At 66.0% G+C, this 21,002-nt stretch carries 26 protein-coding genes and 1 pseudogene; 18 read left to right on the top strand and 9 right to left on the bottom strand.

All coding sequences use genetic code 11. The features are described 5' to 3' along the window. Positions 1–60: 60 nt before the first annotated feature. From VF716_RS19745 to VF716_RS19755, 3 genes are read left to right on the top strand one after another with little or no spacing between them, the layout of a single operon-like run. Complete coding sequence (locus VF716_RS19745; RefSeq protein WP_003281797.1) at positions 61–552, top strand: single-stranded DNA-binding protein; 492 nt, start codon at positions 61–63, stop codon at positions 550–552. Positions 553–562: 10 nt separating this feature from the next. After that, positions 563–1,447 (top strand): sugar nucleotide-binding protein, encoded by an 885-nt coding sequence (locus tag VF716_RS19750; RefSeq protein ID WP_017244908.1) that lies wholly within the window; start codon positions 563–565, stop codon positions 1,445–1,447. Beyond that, the gene (locus VF716_RS19755; RefSeq protein ID WP_017244907.1) at positions 1,440–2,369 is read left to right on the top strand and encodes an NAD-dependent epimerase/dehydratase family protein; all 930 of its coding nucleotides are present in this window, start codon (positions 1,440–1,442) and stop codon (positions 2,367–2,369) included. Before VF716_RS19750 ends, VF716_RS19755 begins: the two co-directional genes overlap by 8 nt. Positions 2,370–2,439: 70 nt before the next feature. On the opposite strand, the gene VF716_RS19760 is transcribed toward VF716_RS19755, so the two are convergent. Next, positions 2,440–3,117 carry an OmpW/AlkL family protein gene (locus VF716_RS19760; protein WP_013981722.1) on the bottom strand — a complete coding sequence of 226 codons (678 nt, stop codon included), beginning with the start codon at positions 3,115–3,117 and terminating at the stop codon, positions 2,440–2,442. Positions 3,118–3,301: 184 nt separating this feature from the next. On the opposite strand from VF716_RS19760, the gene VF716_RS19765 reads away from it, so the two are divergent. From VF716_RS19765 to VF716_RS19790, 6 genes are read left to right on the top strand one after another with little or no spacing between them, the layout of a single operon-like run. After that, entirely contained in the window at positions 3,302–4,087 is a 786-nt protein-coding gene (locus tag VF716_RS19765) for a DUF3450 domain-containing protein (protein WP_020306669.1), read from the top strand. Then, on the top strand, positions 4,084–5,430 hold the full coding sequence (locus tag VF716_RS19770) for a MotA/TolQ/ExbB proton channel family protein (protein ID WP_049340846.1): 1,347 nt from the start codon (positions 4,084–4,086) through the stop codon (positions 5,428–5,430). Before VF716_RS19765 ends, VF716_RS19770 begins: the two co-directional genes overlap by 4 nt. Beyond that, on the top strand, positions 5,423–5,968 hold the full coding sequence (locus VF716_RS19775) for a MotA/TolQ/ExbB proton channel family protein (RefSeq protein ID WP_011912010.1): 546 nt from the start codon (positions 5,423–5,425) through the stop codon (positions 5,966–5,968). The genes VF716_RS19770 and VF716_RS19775 overlap by 8 nt, the downstream gene beginning before the upstream one ends. An 11-nt stretch (positions 5,969–5,979) precedes the next feature. After that, complete coding sequence (locus VF716_RS19780; RefSeq protein ID WP_013981725.1) at positions 5,980–6,393, top strand: ExbD/TolR family protein; 414 nt, start codon at positions 5,980–5,982, stop codon at positions 6,391–6,393. After that, positions 6,393–7,106 (top strand): energy transducer TonB, encoded by a 714-nt coding sequence (locus tag VF716_RS19785; protein WP_045633041.1) that lies wholly within the window; start codon positions 6,393–6,395, stop codon positions 7,104–7,106. The genes VF716_RS19780 and VF716_RS19785 overlap by 1 nt, the downstream gene beginning before the upstream one ends. A 1-nt stretch (position 7,107) precedes the next feature. Further along, positions 7,108–8,199, top strand: coding sequence for a tetratricopeptide repeat protein (locus VF716_RS19790; RefSeq protein ID WP_011912013.1), 1,092 nt, complete (start codon positions 7,108–7,110; stop codon positions 8,197–8,199). 51 nt (positions 8,200–8,250) lie between these two features. Here VF716_RS19790 and VF716_RS19795 read toward each other — a convergent pair whose 3' ends face one another. From VF716_RS19795 to VF716_RS19810, 4 genes and pseudogenes are all read right to left on the bottom strand, one after another. Continuing rightward, entirely contained in the window at positions 8,251–8,763 is a 513-nt protein-coding gene (locus tag VF716_RS19795) for a DUF3299 domain-containing protein (RefSeq protein ID WP_013981728.1), read from the bottom strand. Between the two features lie 8 nt (positions 8,764–8,771). Then, positions 8,772–10,037: an ABC transporter permease gene (locus VF716_RS19800; RefSeq protein ID WP_011912015.1), complete on the bottom strand. Its 1,266-nt coding sequence runs from the start codon at positions 10,035–10,037 to the stop codon at positions 8,772–8,774. Positions 10,038–10,040: 3 nt separating this feature from the next. After that, positions 10,041–10,749, bottom strand: a pseudogene (locus tag VF716_RS19805) (ABC transporter ATP-binding protein). A gap of 17 nt (positions 10,750–10,766) precedes the next feature. Further along, positions 10,767–11,393: a DUF2796 domain-containing protein gene (locus tag VF716_RS19810; RefSeq protein WP_013981731.1), complete on the bottom strand. Its 627-nt coding sequence runs from the start codon at positions 11,391–11,393 to the stop codon at positions 10,767–10,769. A gap of 95 nt (positions 11,394–11,488) precedes the next feature. Between VF716_RS19810 and VF716_RS19815 the strand changes: the two genes are divergently transcribed. Further along, positions 11,489–11,875, top strand: a complete 387-nt coding sequence (locus VF716_RS19815) for a hypothetical protein (RefSeq protein ID WP_014595791.1) — start codon at positions 11,489–11,491, stop codon at positions 11,873–11,875. On the opposite strand, the gene trxA is transcribed toward VF716_RS19815, so the two are convergent. Then, on the bottom strand, positions 11,869–12,738 hold the full coding sequence (trxA, locus tag VF716_RS19820; protein ID WP_013981733.1) for a thioredoxin: 870 nt from the start codon (positions 12,736–12,738) through the stop codon (positions 11,869–11,871). The two genes, VF716_RS19815 and trxA, sit on opposite strands and share 7 nt — an antisense overlap. A gap of 206 nt (positions 12,739–12,944) precedes the next feature. Here trxA and yedE point away from each other — a divergent pair, with 206 nt between their 5' ends. Next, entirely contained in the window at positions 12,945–14,171 is a 1,227-nt protein-coding gene (yedE, locus tag VF716_RS19825) for a selenium metabolism membrane protein YedE/FdhT (protein WP_125882543.1), read from the top strand. Continuing rightward, the gene (yedF, locus tag VF716_RS19830) at positions 14,140–14,379 is read left to right on the top strand and encodes a sulfurtransferase-like selenium metabolism protein YedF (protein ID WP_125876776.1); all 240 of its coding nucleotides are present in this window, start codon (positions 14,140–14,142) and stop codon (positions 14,377–14,379) included. The genes yedE and yedF overlap by 32 nt, the downstream gene beginning before the upstream one ends. Positions 14,380–14,398: 19 nt before the next feature. Here yedF and thpR read toward each other — a convergent pair whose 3' ends face one another. Genes thpR through VF716_RS19845 form a run of 3 tightly spaced genes read right to left on the bottom strand, consistent with a single transcriptional unit; the run spans position 14,399 to position 16,011 of the window. Then, complete coding sequence (gene thpR / locus VF716_RS19835) at positions 14,399–14,920, bottom strand: RNA 2',3'-cyclic phosphodiesterase (RefSeq protein ID WP_049340838.1); 522 nt, start codon at positions 14,918–14,920, stop codon at positions 14,399–14,401. A 15-nt stretch (positions 14,921–14,935) separates the two neighbouring features. Next, on the bottom strand, positions 14,936–15,589 hold the full coding sequence (locus VF716_RS19840; RefSeq protein WP_014595794.1) for a class I SAM-dependent methyltransferase: 654 nt from the start codon (positions 15,587–15,589) through the stop codon (positions 14,936–14,938). Continuing rightward, positions 15,586–16,011 (bottom strand): YbaY family lipoprotein, encoded by a 426-nt coding sequence (locus tag VF716_RS19845; protein ID WP_014595795.1) that lies wholly within the window; start codon positions 16,009–16,011, stop codon positions 15,586–15,588. The genes VF716_RS19840 and VF716_RS19845 overlap by 4 nt, the downstream gene beginning before the upstream one ends. 113 nt (positions 16,012–16,124) lie before the next feature. On the opposite strand from VF716_RS19845, the gene nrdR reads away from it, so the two are divergent. From nrdR to nusB, 6 genes are all read left to right on the top strand, one after another. Further along, positions 16,125–16,592, top strand: a complete 468-nt coding sequence (gene nrdR / locus VF716_RS19850; protein WP_003304016.1) for a transcriptional regulator NrdR — start codon at positions 16,125–16,127, stop codon at positions 16,590–16,592. Then, positions 16,589–17,689: a bifunctional diaminohydroxyphosphoribosylaminopyrimidine deaminase/5-amino-6-(5-phosphoribosylamino)uracil reductase RibD gene (ribD, locus tag VF716_RS19855; protein WP_125842094.1), complete on the top strand. Its 1,101-nt coding sequence runs from the start codon at positions 16,589–16,591 to the stop codon at positions 17,687–17,689. Before nrdR ends, ribD begins: the two co-directional genes overlap by 4 nt. 537 nt (positions 17,690–18,226) lie before the next feature. Next, the gene (locus tag VF716_RS19860) at positions 18,227–18,889 is read left to right on the top strand and encodes a riboflavin synthase (protein ID WP_011912026.1); all 663 of its coding nucleotides are present in this window, start codon (positions 18,227–18,229) and stop codon (positions 18,887–18,889) included. Positions 18,890–18,900: 11 nt separating this feature from the next. After that, positions 18,901–19,980 carry a bifunctional 3,4-dihydroxy-2-butanone-4-phosphate synthase/GTP cyclohydrolase II gene (gene ribBA / locus VF716_RS19865; protein ID WP_013981740.1) on the top strand — a complete coding sequence of 360 codons (1,080 nt, stop codon included), beginning with the start codon at positions 18,901–18,903 and terminating at the stop codon, positions 19,978–19,980. 59 nt (positions 19,981–20,039) lie between these two features. Continuing rightward, positions 20,040–20,516: a 6,7-dimethyl-8-ribityllumazine synthase gene (ribH, locus tag VF716_RS19870; protein ID WP_003289143.1), complete on the top strand. Its 477-nt coding sequence runs from the start codon at positions 20,040–20,042 to the stop codon at positions 20,514–20,516. Continuing rightward, on the top strand, positions 20,513–20,998 hold the full coding sequence (gene nusB / locus VF716_RS19875) for a transcription antitermination factor NusB (protein WP_011912029.1): 486 nt from the start codon (positions 20,513–20,515) through the stop codon (positions 20,996–20,998). The genes ribH and nusB overlap by 4 nt, the downstream gene beginning before the upstream one ends. The last annotated feature ends 4 nt before the right edge of the window (positions 20,999–21,002 follow it).

The following is a 21,002-nucleotide window of genomic DNA, read 5'->3' on the forward strand; positions in this document are numbered from 1 at the left end:
TGGTAGCAGGATCGCCATCGGTGAGCCCACTTAAATTCAATGTTCCAAGAGGAGTTACCCATGGCCAGAGGGGTGAATAAAGTCATCTTGATCGGCAATGTCGGCGGCGACCCGGAAACCCGCTACATGCCCAATGGCAATGCGGTGACCAACATCACGCTGGCAACCACCGACAGCTGGAAGGACAAGCAGACCGGTCAGCTTCAGGAGCGCACCGAGTGGCACCGTGTGGTGCTGTTCGGCAAGGTCGCCGAGATCGCCGGCGAGTACCTGCGCAAGGGTTCGCAGTGCTACATCGAAGGTCGCCTGCAGACTCGCGAGTGGGAAAAGGATGGCGTCAAGCGCTACACCACCGAAATCGTCGTCGACATGAATGGCACCATGCAGCTGCTCGGCGGCCGTGGCGGCAGTTCCGATGACGCGCCACGTCAGCCGCGCCCGCAGCGCGAGCCGCAACAGGCTCCGCGTCAGCAGGCTCAGCCGCAGCAGCCGGCCGCACGGCAGCAGCCAGCGCCGGACTATGACAGCTTCGATGACGACATCCCCTTCTAGAGTTTCCTGAATGCGAATGCGCCTGATGCTGTTGGGCGGCGGCAATGCCCTGGGCCAGGCGCTCATCCGCCTCGGCGCCGAGGAAGACATCGGTTTTCTCGCGCCGCGCCCGCCCGCCCAGGGCTGGGATGCCGCCAGTCTTACCCAGTTGCTCGACGACAACCGTCCGGATGTCGTCATCAACCTCGCCTACTACTACGACTGGTTCCAGAGCGGGCAGCCCAACGAACCGGCGCTCGCGGCTCAGGAGCGCGCTGTGGAGCGGCTTGCCGAGCTGTGCCAGCACCACGATTTCGTTCTCCTGCAGCCTTCGAGCTACCGCGTGTTCGATGGCGCGCGCACCACTGCCTACAGCGAAAAGGATGAGGTCGCGCCGCTGGATGCCAGGGGGCAGGCGCTCTGGCGCATCGAGCAGAGCGTGCGGGCGCTGTGCCCGCGTCATGTGCTGTTGCGTTTCGGCTGGCTGCTCGACGACAGTCGTGACGGTGTGCTGGGGCGTGTCCTGCAACGGCTGGAGCAGAGCGAGGCGATCCTGCTGGCGGACGATCGCCGTGGCAATCCGACGCCGGTGGATGACGCCGCGAGAGTCATTCTTGCAGTGCTCAAGCAGCTCGATTGCCAGGCCCCGTTGTGGGGCACCTACCATTACGGCGGCCACGAAGCTTCGACGCCGCTGCTGGTCGCGCAGGCGCTGCTTGGCGAGGCCGCCAAGTATCGCGATGTGACGACCGCCAAGCTGACGCCGGTCGCTCACGCCGACTGTTCGGATGCCGCGGCTGAGCCGCAGCACGGTGTGCTGGCCTGCAAGAAGATATTCACCACCTTCGGTATCAAGCCGCGTGCCTGGCGCACCGGCCTGCCGAGCCTGCTGGAGCGTTATTACCGCCATGGCTGATGCCCCTATCCTGATCACTGGTGGCGCCGGCTTCATCGGCTCCAACCTGGTCGATGCACTGCTGGCTCGCGGTTACGCCGTTCGAGTGCTGGACAATCTGTCCACTGGCAAGCGTGAGAACCTGCCACAGGATGAGCGCGTCGAGCTGATCGTCGGTGATGTCGCCGACGCCGAATGCGTGCGTCGCTCGGTGCAGGGTTGTCGCGCCGTAGTCCATCTGGCCGCGGTGGCCTCAGTGCAAGCGTCGGTGGACGATCCGCTCGGTACGCATCAGAGCAACCTGATCGGCACGCTCAATCTGTGCGAAGCCATGCGTGAGGCAGGCGTGCAGCGAGTGTTGTTTGCCTCGAGCGCGGCGGTCTATGGCAACAACGGGGAAGGCCAGGCCATCGATGAAGGCACCGCGAAGGCGCCGCTTACCCCCTACGCCGCGGACAAGTTGGCCAGTGAGCACTATTTGGATTTCTATCGGCGCCAGCATGGTCTGGAGCCGGTGGTGTTCCGCTTCTTCAATGTGTACGGCCCTCGGCAGGATCCGTCGTCGCCCTATTCCGGGGTGATCAGCATCTTCACCGAGCGGGCGCAGAAGGGGCTGCCGATTGCGGTGTTCGGCGATGGGGAGCAGACGCGGGATTTCATCTATGTAGGGGATCTGGTCGAGGTGCTGGTGCAGGCACTCGAAGCTCCGGATGCGCCGGAAGGGGCGGTGAACGTTGGGCTCAACAAGGCGACATCGTTGAACCAGCTGCTCGACGCGATTGGCGATGTGCTGGGGGATCTGCCCGAGGTGAGCTATCAGGCGGCGCGCTCGGGAGACATCCGTCATTCGCGGGCGAACAATGCGCGACTGGTTCAGCGCTACCGCGTGCCAGAACCGCCGACCAGCATGCGCGAAGGGCTGGCCCGTTTATTGGGCGAGTAAGCGAAACCGGAAAAGACAAAAGGCGCCAATGGCGCCTTTTGTCTGTCTGCGACTCGGTCAGGCCGATTCGTCAGAACTTGTAGCCGAGGCCGACCATGTAGACGAAGGGGTCGACGTCTACGTCGACTTTGACCTTGCCCAGTACCGCGTGGTTGGAAGTAGCTTCAGTATCGATGTCGATATAGCGAACCTGAGCGTTGAGCATGATGTTGTCTGTGAGCATGTAATCCATGCCTACTTGTGCGGCCAGGCCCCAAGAATCTTTCAGGTCCAGGCCGTTGAAACCATTCCCCTCAGCCTGGCTGCTCAACTTGTCGTCGAAGAACCATGTGTAGTTAACGCCAGCCCCAACGTACGGTTGGAAAGCCGACGTTTTATCCAGCGGGTAGTAGATAACGCTCAGGGTCGGCGGCAGATGCTTGATAGTTCCGAACTTCCCGTCCAGTGGTGCGCCAAGGCCTTTGACGCCAACGTCGTGGCTGAACGGCGTAGCGGCCAGCAGTTCGATCCCTACCTTGTCGGTGATCATGTAGGCGAAGTTGAGGCCCAACTGAGTGTCGCTGTCGAGCGTAGCCTTGGTACCGGCAATTGGACCGGTCAGTGCGGTAGAGATAGAACTGCTGTCTTCACGCGGATCAACGGTAACCGCACCAGCGCGAACGATGATGTCCCCGGCTTCGAAAGCCTGGGCGAAGGGGGCGGCCAGCGCCAGGGCCAGCGCGGAAGCGGTGAACAGGGTCTTGCGCATGATGATGCTCCGTTTGTTGGAATGCGATTGGGGGCCATGGTAGGGAGTGGGCGCTTGGGCTTTTTGATCCAGCTCAATGAAAGCCGCGTCGTCAGCTGCGACGTAATGCCCGGGTTGCTTTGCGTCAATTCACAGATGATAATGTTTCTCTTTTGAGTTAACGACCGTCTGCAAGGACCCCTCCATGCCTTCCTTCATCCCCCGCCTGTTGGCGGTTGCCGTGCTGCCGTGCTGCCTGCACCTGTATGCCGGGTCGCTCTCCGCGGCCCCGCTGGACGCTGCGCTCGATGAGAGCGAGCGCCTGTCTGCCGAAGCCAAGGCTTCGCAGGCGCGGATCGATCAGCTCGACGACGCCACGCGCGAGATGCTCACCGAGTACCGCAACGCGCTGCAGCAGACCGAAGCCCTGAAGGCCTACAACAAGCAGCTGCAGGAATTGACCGCTGCGCAGCGCAAGGAACTGCTGGGCTTCCAGCGCCAGCTGGACAGCATCGAGCGCACCCAGGAAGCGGTAACGCCGCAGATGAGTCGCATGGTCGAGGTGCTCGGCGAGTTCATCGCAGCCGACTTGCCGTTCCTGCCCGAGGAGCGCGCTGATCGCCTGGCCGGCCTGCAAGACCTGCTGCCGCGTGCCGACGTCAGCCTGGCGGAGAAGTATCGGCGCATCCTCGAGGCCTATCAGATCGAAAGCGACTACGGCCGCACGCTGGAAGCGTGGCGCGGCGAACTGCCCGGCGATGGTGATTCGCGTAGCGTCGAGTTCCTCCGCCTGGGCCGGGTGATGCTCTATTACCAGACCCTCGATGCCCACGAGAGCGGCTGGTGGAACCCGCAGACGCGCAGCTGGGAAGTGCTCGATGGCAGCGCCCGGCGGCCGCTGACCCAGGCCATCGCCATTGCCCGCCAGCAGCAGGCGCCCGCATATCTGCAACTGCCCGTGAAGACCCTGGCCGAGGAGGCCGCGCAATGAGCCGTCTGTTTTCCCTGTTCCTTGTCGCGCTGCTGCCGCTCACCTCTCATGCGGCGGAGCCGCTCAGTCCCGACCAGCTGCTCGAGCGCATTCGCAGCGACCGCGCGGCCGAGGTCAGCGCCATGCAGACCCGCGAGCAGGCCTTCGTGCGTGACCGTGGCGAGCAGCAGCAACTGCTGTCACGCGCACGGGCTGCCCTCGCAGAGCAGAAGGCCGAGGCCGAGCGGCTGAAGGCTGAATTCGACCGCCAGGAAGCGGAGCTGGCCGAGCAGGAAAAGCTGCTGGCACAGCGTGTCGGTCATCTCGGCGAGCTGTTCGGCGTGGTGCGGCAGAGTGCCGGTGATATCGCCGGCCAGTGGCAGGATAGCCTGCTCAATGCCCAGTATCCCGAGCGGCTCAAGCAGCTGCGCAGCCTGGCCGAAAGTCGTGCCTTGCCATCAGCCGATGACCTCGATGCCTTCTGGATGACCCTCCTCGAAGACCTGGCGGCCAGCGGCCGCGTCGAGCGCGTGCAACTGCCGGTGGTGGGCACCGACGGTGCGCGCAGCGAGCAGCCGGTACTGCGCGTCGGCAGCTTCTCCGCCTTTACCAGCGACGCCTTCCTGCGCTACGACGCCGATGCCGGGGAGCTGCTGGTGCCGCCGCGTCAGCCTTCCGGCAAGGGCCTGATCGAGGATTACCTGAAAAGCTCCGATGCCCTGGCCACGCTGCCTGTCGACCCGAGCCGGGGTACCCTGCTGGCGCAGTTGCAGCGCCAACCGGACCTGTGGGATCGCGTCAAGCAGGGCGGTCTGGTCGGTGGCGTGATCCTGGTGCTCGGCGCCATCGGCCTGCTGCTGGCGATCTGGCGCATGGTCTATCTCGGTGGCATTGGCCGCAAGGTTGGAAGTCAGATGCGCGAGCTCAATCATCCGCGCGACGACAACCCGCTCGGCCGCATCATCGGCGTGCTGGGGCCCAAGCCGCAGCTGTCGGACCTGGAGACGCTGGAGCTCAAGCTGGACGAAGCCATCCTGCAGGAAACCCCGCCGCTGGAGCGTGGCCAACCGCTGCTCAAGCTGCTCGCAGCCGTGGCGCCGCTGCTCGGCCTGCTGGGTACCGTGACCGGCATGATCATCACCTTCCAGGCCATCACTCAAAGTGGTGGCGGCGATTCGCGGCTGATGGCCGACGGCATTTCCCAGGCGCTGGTGACCACGGTGCTGGGCCTGGTGGTGGCGATTCCGCTGCTGTTCCTGCACAGCCTGTTGGCCAGCCGCAGCAAGGCGCTGATCCAGCTGCTGGAACAGCAGAGCGCCGGGCTGATCGCGCTGCATCTGTCCGGAGCACCACGCCGTGACTGATCTACGCGCTCACTGGCTGAGTGTCGTCGACAGCGGTCACGCGCTGCTCGACTTCATGACCGCGGGTGGGGTGGTGATGTGGGCATTGGCCGGCCTCTGCGTGCTGTATTGGACGCTGGTGTTCGAGCGCCTGTGGTTCATGCGTCGGGTCTTCCCGCATTGGGTCGAGTCGCGCCGGCAGGCCTGGGCGCAGCTGGCCGATGAGCCCGGCAGCTGGCAGCGCGCCGTGCGCCTGGCCTGGCTGGCGCAGGCGCAGCAGCAGCTGTCTGGCCCGCTGCGGTTGAGCAAGACGCTGGTTGCGATGTATCCGCTGCTCGGCCTGCTGGGCACGGTCAGCGGCATGATCGCGGTTTTCGATGTGCTGGCGCTCAGCGGCACCGGCAACCCTCGCGGCATGGCTGCGGGCGTCTGGCAGGCGACCCTGCCGACCATGGCTGGCATGGTGCTGGCCATCACGGGATTGTTCAGTCTGGCGCGCCTCGAGCGAATCGCGCGCCAGTCTCTCGACCGGCTGGCCGACCAGCTGCGTCACGATTGAGGATTAGCGGGATGCGTATGCGTCGTCACCATTACCAGCAGGAAGAAGACACCGGTATCGATCTCACGCCGATGCTCGACGTGGTCTTCATCATGCTGATCTTCTTCATCGTCACCAGCTCCTTCATCAAGGAGTCGGGTGTCGAGGTCCAGCGCCCGCAGGCCGATACCGCGAGCACGCAGGACAAGGGCAACATCCTTATCGCCGTCACCGCCGATGGGCAGGTCTGGATCGACAAGCAGGCGGTGGACGTGCGCAGCGTCCGCGCCCATGTCGAGCGGATGCGGGTGGATCAGCCCGAGGGCGCGGTGGTTGTCCAGGCAGACCAGGATGCCCGCACCGGCCTTGTGGTGCAGGTGATGGACCAGGCGCGCCAGGCCGGCGTGCAGGACGTGGCGCTGGCTGCCAGCACGGGGTCGCGCTGATGCAACCGCGGCTGGTCCGTTTCAGTCTGGCTTTCGTCGCCGCCTGCGTGGTGGCGCTGCTGCTGTTCGCCCTGATGCTGAGCATGGTCAATCCACCGCGCAGCAAGATTCAGGAAGACCCGCTGGCCATCGCCAATTTCGTGCGTATGGATGGACGCAACGAAGACAGCGCCACGCGCACTCGCCAGCAGGCGCCGCAACCGCCACAGCCGAAGACGCCGCAACCGCCGACGCCGCCGACGCCGAACATGGCCACGCCGGATGCCAACCTGCCGAAGCTCGACCTCGATCTGCCGAGCATCGATGCGGGCATTTCGGTCGCGACCGCGCCGGCGCCCAGCCTGTCGGGCCTGACCGCTGCGCAGAGCGCGCCCGCGGCCGCTCCGGCACCGGCTAGCGCGGCGGTCGAGGCGGCTGGCAAGCCGGGTGGCCCCGAGCAGGAAGTCATGCCGCTCAACGACGTGCGCCCGGAATATCCCTATCGCGCCCGGCAGCAGGGCATCGAGGGCCATATCAAGCTTGCCTTCACCATCAATCCCCAGGGGCGGGTGGAGAACATCCGCGTACTGGAGGCGTCACCACGCAACGTGTTCGATCGCGAGGCCCGGCGTGCCGCGGCCCGCTGGCGTTTCGCCCCGCGCACCGAGAACGGTGCGCCGGTATCCCGAGAAGCCGTTAAAACCCTGCACTTCCGCCTGCAAGGAGAACGCTGAAATGCTTCGTCTGCTGCTTGTGCTGACCCTTTCCCTCGCTGCTTCGGTCCAGGCTGCCCAGGCCATCGACCCGGCCGTGTTCATGGCGCTCGAGCGAGCGCAGACCGCGCAGAGCAAGGGCGACTATGCGGCTGCACGCAAGGCGCTGGACGGCGCGAGCGCCAAGCCGGGGAGCAACGAAGAGGCTTTGCTCTGGCGCAGCCGAGGCTATCTGGCCTGGGCCGAAGGCAACAACCGGCAGGCGCTGGAGTGGCTGGACAAGGCCGTGGCCAGCGGCAAGCTGGACGAGCAACTGCTGGCCGGCGAGCGCCTCAATCTGGCACGCCTGAACCTGGTCGAGGGGCGCTATGCCAAGGTCGTCAGCCTGCTGGGCTCGGCCAATCAGGCCGACGAGGAGATCCTGCAGATGCTGGTGCAGGCCTATCAGGGGCTCGGTCAGCATGCCAAGGCCCTGCCGCTGGCCGAGCGTTACGTGCAGGCCAATCCGAAAGCCGGCGACACCTGGCTGCAGTTCCTGGTCGCCGGCAATGCCGAACTCAAACGCTATCAGGCCGCCGAACGCTGGCAACAGAAACTCTTGCTGCGCCATCCCGATCAGGTCAAGGCCTGGCGGCAGCTCGCCGGCCTTCAGCAGCTGGCCGGTGCCGAGGATCGCGCGCTGGCTACCCTACGGGCGGCGCACACCAAGGGGCTGCGCTTCACTGAGGCCGAGCTGGACAACCTGGTCGCACTGGCCAGTGCCGCCGGCCAGCCCTGGCAGGGCGCCAAGCTGTTGGAAGGCATGCTTGCCTCGCGCTTGCTGCCGAGCAATGCGCAACGTCAGGAACGCATGGGCATGCTCTGGTGGCAGGCACGTGAGCGTACCGAAGCCGCCAAGATCTATCGGCAGTTGGCGACCCAGACCGGCAGCGCCAAGTTCTGGATGAATGTCGCACAGCTCGAACTGGAACAGGCCCGCTGGCAGGCCGGGCTCGAAGCGCTGAAACAGGCGGAGCGAGCCGGAGCGGAGCGTCGCCGGGTGCGCGAATGGCGGGAGTGGGCTGAAGGTGAGCTCAGCTTCGAGCGCGAACGGCAGGTCGCCAGCGTCCGCTGATTGGCGTGGCGACCACGGCGATCGCTATCGCCGTCGTCCTGCGCCTGCTGGTCACTGCAACTCGTAGGGATAGATTTTCTGCGCCTGCATGCGGTAGCCGGCCTCTGCCAGCTCGCTGCTGGCATGCTCGACGCGCATGGGCCCTTCGATCCAGAACGGCTCGTACAGAGCTTCTACCCGCACGCCCAGTTCACTGGTGGCATGCACGATCTGGTTGGACGGCGGTGGTGGCACATGGATGCAGGCGCCGAAATAGGGCACCAGCAGGAACTCAATGACGCGCCCTTCGTCGGTCATGTCCAGCGGCACGATATAGCCTGGCAACTTCACCATCTGCCCATCGAGCGCCTCGACCACCGGCGCGGCCGGCGACTGCTGTGCCGCGGCCGGGCCGGCCTCGGCGGCGAGCGCATCGGCCAGCTGCGACATGTCATGTATCGCCAGCGGCGGTGGCGGCGGAGGGGCTCCTTCCGGAATCAGCTCCGACCATTGCAGCAGACGGACTTCAGCCGCGTGCAGGGGCAGCGCGCAGGCCAGGAGCAGGGCGAACAGCAGGCGTGGCATGGGCTTCCTCATAGTCGGATCGACAGGCCATCGGCAAGCGATTGGCGATACGCCCGCCAGGCCGGCACGCTGCCCATCAGCAGCGCGGCCAGCAGAATAGCGCCAAGCAGGCTCCACTCATAGGCGCTCGGCCAGGCCAGCGGCAGATACAGGCCATACAGGCTCTGCAGCGGCGCCTGTGCGATGGCGATCCCTGCATACAACAGGGCCAGCCCCAGCAGCGTGCCCGCCAGCGCCAGACCGAAGGCCTCGATGATCAACAGCGCGGCGATATGCCAGGGGCGAGCACCCACTGAGCGCAGGATCGCCATCTCCCGGCGACGTTCGTTGAGGCTGGTGAGGATCGCCGTCAGCATGCCGATCAGCCCGGTCAGCACGACGAATAGCGAGACCACGAACAGCGCCTTCTCGGCTGTGCCCATCAGGCTCCAGAGTTCCTGCAGGGCAACGCCGGGCAGGATCGCCAGCAGCGGTTCGCCGCGGTACTGGTTGATTTCCCGTTGCAGGGTGAACGTGGCGACCTTGCTGTTCAAGCCGAGCAGGAACGCCGTGATCTGCTGTGGCTGAAGATCTAGGCCACGCGCTTGCTCGGCGTCGATGCGTGCGGCGCCGCGCGCCGGCATGCCGTTCTGCCAGTCGATGTGCAGCGCTTCCATGCCGGCCAGGCTGATGTGCAGGGTGCGGTCGACAGGAGTGCCGGTGCGCTGCAGCACGCCAACCACGCGGAACGGCTTGTCATCGTGCTGCACCAGGCTGACCCGGGCGATGCCATGGGCCAGCACGATACTGTCGTCGAGCCGGTAGCCCAGCGCGCTGGCCACTTCGGCGCCCAGTACCACCTCGAACGGGTCGCTTTCGAAGGCGCGGCCTTCGGCCAGCTGCAGCGGCTGCTTGCGGCCGTAGCGGTAATGCTCGAAATAGGCGCTGCTGGTGCCCATCACTCGATAACCACGATGGGAATCGCCGAGGGAAATCGGGATCGCCCAGTCGACACGCGGGTGTTCGGCGAAGTGCTGGTAGCTTTCCCAGCGGATGTTGTTCGTCGCGTTACCGATGCGAAACACCGAATAGAGCAGCAGATTCACCGAGCCGGAGCGGGCGCCGACCACCAGATCGGTGCCGCTGATGGTGCTGGCGAAGCTGGCGCGGGTTTCGCTGCGTACCCGTTCGACGGCGAGCAGCAGGCACACTGACAACGCGATGGCGAATACGGTCAACAGGGCGGTAAAGCGGCGATTGTTCAGGCTCGCCAGGGCCAGGCGCAGTAGATACATCGCTCAGCACTCCGGCGCGCGTGCGGCGCGATTGAGATCGGCCAGCGACAGGCTGCGGTCGAACAGCGGTGCGAGGCTTTGATCATGGCTGACGAACAGCAGGCTGGCGCCCGCCGCCCGGCACTCGGAAAACAGCAGTTTTCAGGAAGGCTTCGCGGCTGTCCGCATCCAGTGCCGAGGTCGGCTCGTCGGCGATGACCAGCTCGGGCTGGCCGATCAGCGCTCGGGCGGCAGCCACGCGCTGCTGCTGGCCGATGGAGAGCGCATCGGCCCGCCGCTCGAACAGCTCCGGTGCCAGCCCCAGGTGCTCCAGCAGGCTGGCCGCGGCGGCGTCCGTGCTGCCGTGCCGCTTGCGCGCACGTTCGGCACGTAGCCGCGAAAAATGGCAGGGCAGACCGACGTTTTCACGCACCGAGAGAAAGGGCAGCAGGTTGAACTGCTGAAAGATGTAGCCGGTGTGATCGACCCGGAAGCGATCACGGGCGCCCGCCGACAGGCTGCCGAGGTCACGGTCGAGCAGGCGCACGCTGCCGCGCGCGGCCTTTTGCACGCCGCCGATCAGACCGAGCAGGGTGGTCTTGCCGCTGCCCGAGGGGCCTTTGAGAAACAGGCTCTCGCCGCGCTCGAGGCGAAAGCAGGGGATGTCCAGCAGCTCGGCCTGGCGTGGCCAGGCGAAGCCGAAGTTGTCGATTGCGAGAAGTGGAGCGGTCATCGATGTCCAGTGCCGGTTCAGAAAGGCAGCTGCGTGCGCGCCGGGGTCAGTTCCGCGCCCTGTTGGCCGTTGGGGCCGATCAGTTGTACCTGAATCTTCTCCGTGCCGGGGAATCGTTCGAACAGGCCCTTGAGATCCAGCGCCTGGAGCGCCCCCGGATTGCTGCAATCGAACTGGTAGCTTGCCTCGATATCACTGTGGCCGCCGTGTTCCTCTGCGGCGGCATGGCTGTGTTCGTGCTGGTGGTCATCGTCCTGGTCGCGGCGCTGGTAACCGGCGTGAGCCGAACCGAGCAGTTCGCCATGCAGGTGCTGCTCGCTGACCGAGCAGCCGGCGGCCGTCGGCAGGCCGAACAACGCTGCCGGTTGCTCCAGCTGGCTCCGCGCCTCGGCAATCTTCGCTTCGTCCGCTGGCGTGGCAGGTGCGTGTTCGAAGCCGACCAGGTTCATGGCCGGGCTGATGAACTCCAGTTCTAGACGCTTGCCATCCAGCGCGGCATTCAGGCGAGCCGCACCATGTTCGTGGGCGCCGAGGCTGGCAGCTTCTTCATGTTCGTGATGATGATCTTCATGTGCTTGGCTGTAGCTCAGGGGCAACAGAAGCACGGGTACGGCGAGCAGTAAGTGGCGCATGGTCAGCTCCATTGGCAAGGGTCCGTTACGTTATAACAACTTTGCCGCTTGGCTGGCCAGCGCGGCCCGTGCATGTGAGCATGAATGCATATTTCAGGAGGGACAGCATGATCCGAATCCGCGGACGCATAGGGGACTGGCCGGTCGATCTGGAAATCGAACTGGGCGAGCAGGACTGGTCGGGCCTGGCGCGTGGGCTGGGCGCCGTCGAGATCAGCTCGGCCGGGCGGCCTGCAACGGCGGCATCGCCGCCGGCCGATGCTCTCTGGCACAGCGCGCGGGAATGCCTGCGCAGTGCCGGGACGTTGGAAGGGCCGCAGTTGTTCGCCGAGCTGGAGGCGATCACCGGGAGCGCGCAGCTGGCCAAGCGGTTGCTGGTGCGGCTGCGTCATTGCGACGAGGTACGGGTCGAGCATGGCGCCGATTCGGCCTGCTATCACTGGATCGGCGAGCCCGCTGACGGACTCGCCACCAGCGGCGGCCGGGATCAGTAGATCGCCTGATAGAGCTTGCGGCGATACAGCGTCACCAGCGGATGGTCGTTGCCGAGCAGGTCGAAGACCTGCAGCAGGGTCTTGTGCGGCAGCCCGTCGGCATAGCTTCGGTTGCGCACGAACAGTCTGAGCAGCCCGTCCAGCGCCGCTTCATACTGCTGCCGCGCCAGCTGCTGGACGGCCAGCTGGTATGCCGCCTCGTCATCCTCGCCGTTCTGCGCCAGGCGGCTCTTCAGCGTAGCGGCATCGGGCAGGTCATTGGCCTGACGCAGGAACGTCAGTTGCGCGCGCGCGCCGGCCAGCGCCTGCTTGTGCTCATCGCCCTTCACGGCATTGAGCACGGTTTCCGCCTCGCCCAGCTCGCCCCGTTCGGCCAGGCAGCGCGCGTACAGAATCAGGCCGGCGGCGTTCTCGTTGTCCTCGCTGAGCAGCTGCTGCAGCTGCGCCTCTGCCTCGGCAAAACGGCCTTCGGCGAAGGCCGCCTCAGCGCTTTCCAGCAGATTGCCCTGCGGCGATGCCGGGGCCTGTACATGGGGCTCGAGCATGGCGCGAATCGCGGATTCCGGCTGCGCACCGGCGAAACCGTCCACCGGCTGGCCGTCCTTGAACAGCACCACGGTCGGCAGGCTGCGGATACCGAAGCGGGCGACGACCTCCTGCTCGATGTCGCAGTTGACCTTCGCCAGCAGCAACTCGCCCTGGTACTCCTCGGTGATCTTCGCCAGCAAGGGCATCAGCGCCTTGCATGGCGCGCACCATTCGGCCCAGAAATCCACCAGCACCGGCTTGTGGAACGAATTCTCGAGCACCAGCTGTTCGAAACTGGCGGTGGTGACATCGAAGATATAGGGCGTCTGGCTCATCGGAATTCTCGTCGGCGACGGGTGACTGGGAAGCTGTGCATGGTAAGTGGGGGCGCGGCATGCAGGAAGCAAGGGCTCGCGCGACGGATGTCATTGGACTAAGGTTGCGCCGGCTTCGGCGTTACGGCAGCGATCCTGCCGCCGAGGCGAAACCCTTTTCCTAGACCGGTGCGGCGTTTGCAGTCGCGCGTCATAAGGAGCTTCACATGTCCGTTCTCTCCGATTTCCGGGAGCGCTATCTCGTGCGCTTCTGGTCGCCCCTGCCGGCGCTCGTCGCGCTGGGTGTCGCCTCCGCCTACTACTTCGCCATCACCGGAACCTTCTGGGCCGTCACCGGCGAATTCACCCGCTGGGGTGGGCACATCATTTCCTGGTTCGGCTACACCCCGCAGGAGTGGAGCTATTTCAAGCTGATCGGCCTGGCCGGTACGCCGCTCGATCGCATCGACGGCGTGATGATCATCGGCATGCTGCTTGGCGCGCTGTGTGCGGCGCTGTGGGCGAACAACGTCAGCCTGCGTTGGCCGACCAGCAGACGGCGCCTGCTGCAGGGTCTGGTCGGCGGCATCATCGCCGGCTTCGGTGCGCGTCTGGCCATGGGCTGCAACCTGGCGGCCTTCTTCACCGGCATTCCAATGTTCTCGCTGCATGCCTGGGCCTTCATGCTGGCCACCGTGGGCGGCGCCTGGATTGGCGTGAAGATCTGCCTGCTGCCCTGGCTGCGCACGCCGCTGAAGGTAGGTAGCCAGGCCAGTTCGCTGTTCGGTGACGTGGAAGGCACGCGGCGGCGGGCCTCGTTGCAGGCGCGCCTCGGCACCGGGGTGGCGGTGCTGGCCATCGCATTCGCCGCCTGGCGCTTCGATACCTCGCTGGTGCTGGGCATGGCGGTGCTGTTCGGCTTGTTGTTCGGCGGGCTGATCGAGCGGGCGCAGATCTGTTTCACCAGTGCCGCCCGCGACCTCTGGACCACCGGCCGAACCCGCGCTGCCTACGGCATTCTGCTCGGCATGGCGGTGGCCTGCGTCGGTACGTTCGGCGCCATCGCGCTGGGGGCAAGCCCGAAGATTTTCTGGATGGGGCCGAACGCGATTCTCGGCGGCGTGCTGTTCGGCATCGGCATCGTCGTCGCCGGCGGCTGCGAAACCGGCTGGATGTATCGCGCCATGGAAGGGCAGGTGCACTTCTGGGTGGTGGGCGTCGGCAACGTCATCGGCGGCACGCTGGTGGCGGTGTACTGGGACCAGCTCGGCACGTCGCTGGCGCTGCCCTATCCGAAGATCAATCTGCTGGAGAGCTTCGGCCCGGCCAGCGGATTGCTGCTGACCTTTGCCGGCCTGGCCGTCGCCATGTTGCTGGTGCACCTCAACGCACGTCGTTTCCAACCGAAAAGGAGTCCTGCCCGTGAGCCAGGCCGAACCGAATCTCTCGCTTGATCTGCGTGGCGAGCACTGCCCATACAACGCCATCGCCACGCTGGAAACCCTGGCGACCATGCAACCTGGGCAGTTGCTGGAAGTGGTGACGGACTGTTCGCAGTCGGTGCACGGCATTCCCGAGGACGCCACGGCCAAGGGTTACAACTGCCTGGCGGTGGAGCAGCACGGTCCGCTGTTCCGCTTTCTCATCGAAGTGCCGCGCTGAGCGGGCCATGTGACGGTCGCTATGGCGCTGCCAGCGGCCAGCGTCCCAGCGCGTCGTAGCGCACGCCGCCCGGCGTTGCCGTCGACAGATAGAGGCCGAAGTGGTCGGCGTGCCAGGCGAAGCCCGGCGCGGCGCCGCTTGGTCGATTGCGGGCCTGGCGGACCAGCGTCAGGTGCGGGAGGAAGGGCCGGCTGTCGAGCACCACGCCTAGCGCGGCCAGATGCTCGGCAAGGGTAGCGACCAGCCTCGACAGGGCCTGCGGCGTCGTGCTCGGTTGCAGGCAGATGAAGCCCTTGCCGATGGTGGTGAGCCGGTCCAGCCGGAGATCGAATGCCGTCCCCTCGATGCCTGATGCCATGGTCAGCAGCGCATCCAGTCGCTCCTTCGGCTGGGCACCGAGAAAGGCCAGGGTCATGTGCAGATTGGCCTCGGCCACCGGGCGCCCGTCGAATGCCTGGCCGTCACGCCAGGCGCAGATGGCCGTCGCCTGCTCGGGCGGGCAGGGCAGGGCGAAGAACAGGCGCAGACTTTCCTCGCTCATGGTGTCTCCGTATGGCTAGCGCGTCGCGTGGTAGAGGCTCACCTGGCGAAACTCCGCCGGCTCTGCCAGATCCGGCCAGGTGCACGCATCGAGTACGTCCAGGCGCCGGTACAGCGGGTGGGCGAAGTCCCGCACGCGGGAGTCGGCCACCAGCGCTTCCCGGCCGCGGCTGAGAAACTGGTCCAGCAGCGGCAGGTTGGCGCGGTCGTAGAGCACATCGGCGACGAGGATCAGATCGAAGCGATCCGCTTCGCCGAAGAAGTCCTGCGAATAGCGTAGCTCGACACCGTTGAGCGCGGCGTTCGCCCGGCAGGCGGCGAGTGCCAGCGGGTCCAGGTCGCAGGCCACCACCTCGGCGGCTCCTGCCTTGGCCGCGGCGATGGCGGCTACGCCGGAACCCGCGCCGAAATCCAGCACGCGCTTGCCGCGCACCCAGTCCGGACGCTCGGCCAGCCAGCGGGCCAGGACCAGCCCGCTGGCCCAGCAGAAACACCAATAGGGTGGCTCGTCGAGAATGCGCCGGGTTTCCTCGGGGCTGAAGGCGCGATCCATGTTGGCCGCATCGATCAGCCAGAGGCGCAGCTCGGTGTCCGGCAGCGTCTCGGCGACCAGGCGGGCATCGCCCAGCAGTTCGTGCAGCGCGGCCTGCAGCTGCGCCGGTGCGCTCACGGTGCCGGAACCAGCTGCAGCGGTCCGAGCGCCTGGCTGGCGGCACTCGATATGGTGCGCGGCGGCAGGCGCATGATCAGCTGGCCGGCGCGCGTGACGCGGCCGCGCAGCTCGACGCGCTGGCCGGCCGGGAAGGCGTCGGGGTTGAACTGGAGGATGAACGGCAGCTCACCGTCGCGACCCTTGAGCTGCACGTTGCTGAGCAGGCGGTCGGGCTGGTCGCGTCGATCGACCTCCAAGAGGGCCAGCTCCACGTCGCTGCCGGCCGGTGCGCCGATCAGGCTGCCGCTCAGTTCGTTGAGCAGTTTGGAGTGGGGTGCGGTGCTCAGCTCGACGGGAGCCGTCGGTGGTTCGCTGGGTTGGCTGCCGCAGCCGGCGAGCAGCGTCAGCAGGGCGGGCAGAACGAGAAAACGTGATGGCACGGACGGCCTCCTGAACGGCGATTGCGGGCTTGTATAGCAGCAAAGCCGTCGCCTTGTCTTGCCGGTCGGATGCGCTACCATGGCCGTCCCGACGTACGACCGATTCCAGCCCCATGCATTGTCCCTTCTGCGGTGCCCATGACACCAAGGTCATCGATTCCCGCCTGGTCGCCGAGGGCGATCAGGTGCGCCGCCGCCGCGAGTGCCTGGCCTGTGGCGAGCGCTTCACCACCTTCGAAACCGCCGAGCTGGTGATGCCGCGACTGATCAAATCCGACGGCAGTCGCCAGCCGTTCGACGAGCAGAAACTCCGCGCCGGCATGCAGCGTGCGCTGGAAAAACGCCCGGTCAGCGTCGAGCGCCTGGAAGCTGCGATCGCCCATATCAAGCATCAGCTGCGCGCCACCGGCGAGCGCGAGATCAAGTCGCGCGTGCTCGGCGAGCTGGTGATGGCCGAGCTGCAGAAGCTCGACGAGGTCGCCTATATCCGCTTTGCCTCGGTCTACCGCCGCTTCCAGGACCTCAACGAGTTCCGCGAGGAAATCGAGCGGCTGTCCCGCGAGCCGGCCAAGCCCGAATGACGGCCGATCACGCCTGGATGGCCCGGGCGCTACAGTTGGCGCGCAAGGGGCTTTATTCGACCCATCCGAACCCACGGGTCGGTTGCGTCATCGTCGCCGATGGCGAACTGGTCGGTGAGGGCTGGCACGTACGCGCCGGCGAGCCGCATGCCGAAGTCCATGCGCTGCGCCAGGCGGGCGAGCGCGCCCGCGGTGCCACCGCCTACGTCACCCTCGAACCCTGCAGCCATTACGGGCGCACGCCGCCCTGTGCCGAAGCGCTGGTCAAGGCGGGGGTCGGGCGCGTGGTGGCGGCCATGCAGGACCCCAATCCGCAGGTCGCCGGGAACGGTCTGGAGCGGCTGCGCAGCGCCGGTATCGAAGTTGCCAGCGGCGTACTGGAAGGCGAGGCGCGGGAACTCAATGCGGGCTTTATCAAGCGCATGGAAAGCGGCCTGCCATACGTGCGCGCCAAGCTGGCCATGAGCCTGGACGGGCGCACCGCGATGGCCAGCGGCGAGAGCCAGTGGATCACCGGCCCGGCGGCGCGTGCCGAGGTGCAGCGCCTGCGCGCCCGCTCCAGCGTGGTGCTGACCGGTGCCGACACCGTGCTGATGGATGCCGCGCGGCTGACCGTGCGCGGCGCCGAACTGGGGCTGGATGCGGAAACCACTGCGCTGGCGCTGCAGCGCCCGCCGCTGCGGGTGCTGGTCGATGGTCGGCTGCGCGTGCCGCTGGATGCGCCGTTCTTTCAGGCCGGTCCGGCGCTGGTCGTCACGGTGGTCGCCGGCTGCGAGGAGACCTATCGTCGCGCCGGTCACGAGGCGCTGGTGCTGGGGCAGGAGCGGGTCGACCTGGCCGCGCTGCTGCGCGAGCTGGCTGCCCGTGGTGCCAACGAGGTGCTGGTCGAGGCCGGACCGCGGCTGGTCGGTGCGTTCGCCAGCCTCGGCCTGATCGACGAGTACCAGCTGTTCATGGCGGCCAAGTTTCTCGGCTCCTCGGCGCGGCCGCTGCTGGAGCTTCCGCTCGAGCGCATGAGCGAGGCGCGCGAGTTGAAGATCGTCGACATCCGTGCGGTGGGCGACGACTGGAAGATCGTGGCGCGCCCGGCCAACTGATCGGCAACCCGTGTCGGCGGTGTCCGCCGATAGCCTGCGTCTTGCATTCAGATAGCTGCTACCGGGCGATAACGGGCTGCCCCGCGTCGCTATTTGTGTTAAAAACGCTGCCGGGCCGCAAACGGCCCAACGTTCTCAGGGCGGGGTGCGATTCCCCACCGGCGGTAATGGCGCAGTTACAAGGATGAAAGCGTAGCGAGCGCTGAGCAGGCAAGGCGTGATTCGACGAGAAGGCGGGCTTTACTGGGGGCAGCGAGGCCTTGGTAAATGAGCACTTCGAGGAGGAGCACAACGCAGCATGCTCTGCGCGCAGTAGCTTTCAATCGCGTCTAGCCCGCGAGCGCTTGCTTCGGCAAGGTCAGCAGACCCGGTGTGATTCCGGGGCCGACGGTATAGTCCGGATGAGAGAGAGCGGGATATTCCGATGGGCGCCGTCCGTGCACCCGTCATGCATCCCTATCGATCCGTAGCGCCCTGTTTTTCAAAAACAGGAGTTCGTCGTATGCAGCGTTTTATCCGCCTTCCACGGGAGGCCACATGTTCACCGGAATAATCGAAGCCATCGGCACCATCCGTGCGCTCACACCCAAGGGCGGCGACGTCCGCGTGCTGGTCGAAACCGGCAAGCTCGATCTGGGCGACGTCAAGCTGGGCGACAGCATCGCCGTCAACGGCGTCTGCCTGACGGCGGTGGAGCTGCCGGGTAACGGCTTCTGGGCCGACGTCAGCCGCGAAACTCTGGCGCGCACCGCCTTCATCGATCTCAAGGCCGGCAGCCGGGTCAACCTGGAAAAGGCCCTGACCCCCACCAGCCGCCTCGGCGGTCATCTGGTCAGCGGCCATGTCGATGGTGTCGGCGAGGTCGTGGCGCGGGAAGATAATGCCCGCGCCGTGCAGTTCCGCATCCGCGCGCCGCGCGAGCTGGCCAAGTACATTGCGCTGAAGGGGTCGATCACCGTGGACGGCACCAGCCTCACGGTCAATGCGGTCAATGGCGCCGAATTCGAGCTGACCATCGTGCCGCACACCCTCGGCGAAACCATCATGGCCGACTACCGCCCCGGGCGGCAGGTGAACCTGGAGGTCGACCTGCTGGCGCGTTACCTGGAGCGCCTGATGATGGGCGACAAGGCCGCCGAACCCAAGGCCTCGGGGCTCACCGAAGGTTTTCTCGCCGAGCACGGCTACCTGAAGAATTGAGGAGACGCCCGATGGCGCTCAATACCGCTGAAGAACTGATCGAAGACATCCGCGCCGGCAAGATGGTCATCCTCATGGATGACGAGGATCGCGAGAACGAGGGCGACATCATTGTCGCCTCCGAGTGCGTGACCGCCGAGCACATCAATTTCATGGCGCGCTTCGCCCGCGGCCTGATCTGCATGCCCATGACCCGCGAACGCTGCGAGCTGCTCAAGCTGCCGCTGATGGCGCCGCGCAACGGCTCGGGCTTCGGCACCAAGTTCACCGTTTCCATCGAGGCCGCCGAAGGGGTGACCACCGGCATTTCCGCGGCTGACCGCGCGCGTACCGTGCAGGCCGCGGTGGCGAAGAACGCCAAGGCCGAGGACATCGTCAGCCCCGGCCACATCTTTCCGCTGATGGCGCAACCGGGCGGCGTGCTGGCGCGTGCCGGCCACACCGAGGCTGCCTGTGACCTGGCGCGCATGGCCGGGTTCGAGGCCAGCGGCGTGATCTGCGAGATCATGAACGACGACGGCACCATGGCGCGCCGTCCTGAGCTGGAAGTCTTCGCCGAGCAGCACGGGCTGAAGATCGGCACCATCGCCGACCTGATCCACTACCGCATGATCCACGAGCGTACCGTGCAGCGGGTTTCCGAGCAGCCGCTGGAAACCGAGCTGGGCCAGTTCAACCTGGTCACCTACCGTGATGGCGTCGAGGACACCGTGCACATGGCACTGACCCGCGGTGAAATTTCCCCGGAAGAGCCGACCCTGGTGCGCGTGCACAACATGGAGCCGCTGCGTGATCTGCTGCTGGTCACCGTGCCGGGGCGCTGGAGCCTGCGCGCTGCGATGAGCGAGGTGGCCAAGGCCGGCAAGGGCGTGGTGCTGCTGCTCGGCAATCCGCTGACCGGCCCGCAGCTGCTGGCGCAGCTGACCCGTCAGCAGCCGCCGACCCCGGCCACCTACAGCACCGTCGGCGCCGGTTCGCAGATCCTGCGTGACCTGGGCGTGCGCAAGATGCGCCTGATGAGCGCGCCGATGAAGTTCAACGCGATATCCGGCTTCGATCTGGAAGTTGTAGAATACCTCCCGGCCGAATAAATCAGAGGCGCCGCGCAGTCCGCGGCGCCTTCGTTCTTTAAAGAGATGAGAAAGCACCCATGCCCCTGAAGACCATCGAAGGAACCTTCATCGCCCCGCAGGGCAAATACGCCCTGGTCGTAGGCCGCTTCAACAGCTTCGTCGTCGAGAGCCTGGTCAGCGGCGCGGTCGACGCGCTGGTTCGCCACGGCGTCAGCGAAAACGACATCACCATCATCCGCGCACCGGGTGCCTTCGAGATTCCGCTGGTCGCCCAGAAGGTCGCACAGCAGGGTGAATACGACGCCATCGTCGCCCTCGGCGCGGTCATCCGCGGTGGCACGCCGCACTTCGAGTACGTCGCCGGTGAGTGCACCAAGGGCCTGGCCCAGGTCTCCATGGAGTTCGGCGTACCGGTCGCCTTTGGCGTGCTGACCGTCGATTCCATCGAACAGGCTATCGAGCGCTCCGGCACCAAGGCCGGTAACAAGGGCGCCGAAGCCGCACTTTCCGCACTGGAAATGGTGAGCCTGCTGTCGCAGCTGGAGGCGAAGTGAGCCTGAATCACGACGATAGCCAGGACGCACCGCAGCCCAAGGCCAAGGGCAAGATCGCCACGCGCCGGGTCGCTCGCAGCCTGGCGATGCAGGCGTTGTATCAGTGGCACATGGCCGGTCAGAGCCTCAACGAGATCGAGGCGCAGTTCCGCGTCGACAACGATTTCAGCGGTGTTGACGGTGCCTACTTCCACGAACTGCTCAATGGCGTGGCGCGCAAGAAGACCGAGGTCGACCAGGCCATTGCGCCGAATCTCGACCGTCCGCTGGACGAGCTCGATCCGGTGGAGCTGGCCATCCTGCGCCTGTCGACCTACGAGCTGATGCAGCGCATCGACGTGCCGTACCGCGTGGTCATCAACGAAGGCATCGAGCTGGCCAAGGTCTACGGCGCCACCGACGGACACAAGTTCGTCAACGGTGTGCTGGACAAGCTGGCCCCCTCGCTGCGCAGCGCCGAAGTGCGCAACCACAAGCGTTGAGGGC

The organism is Stutzerimonas sp. Brlt_14, from assembly GCF_051948915.1.
GTDB lineage: Bacteria > Pseudomonadota > Gammaproteobacteria > Pseudomonadales > Pseudomonadaceae > Stutzerimonas > Stutzerimonas stutzeri.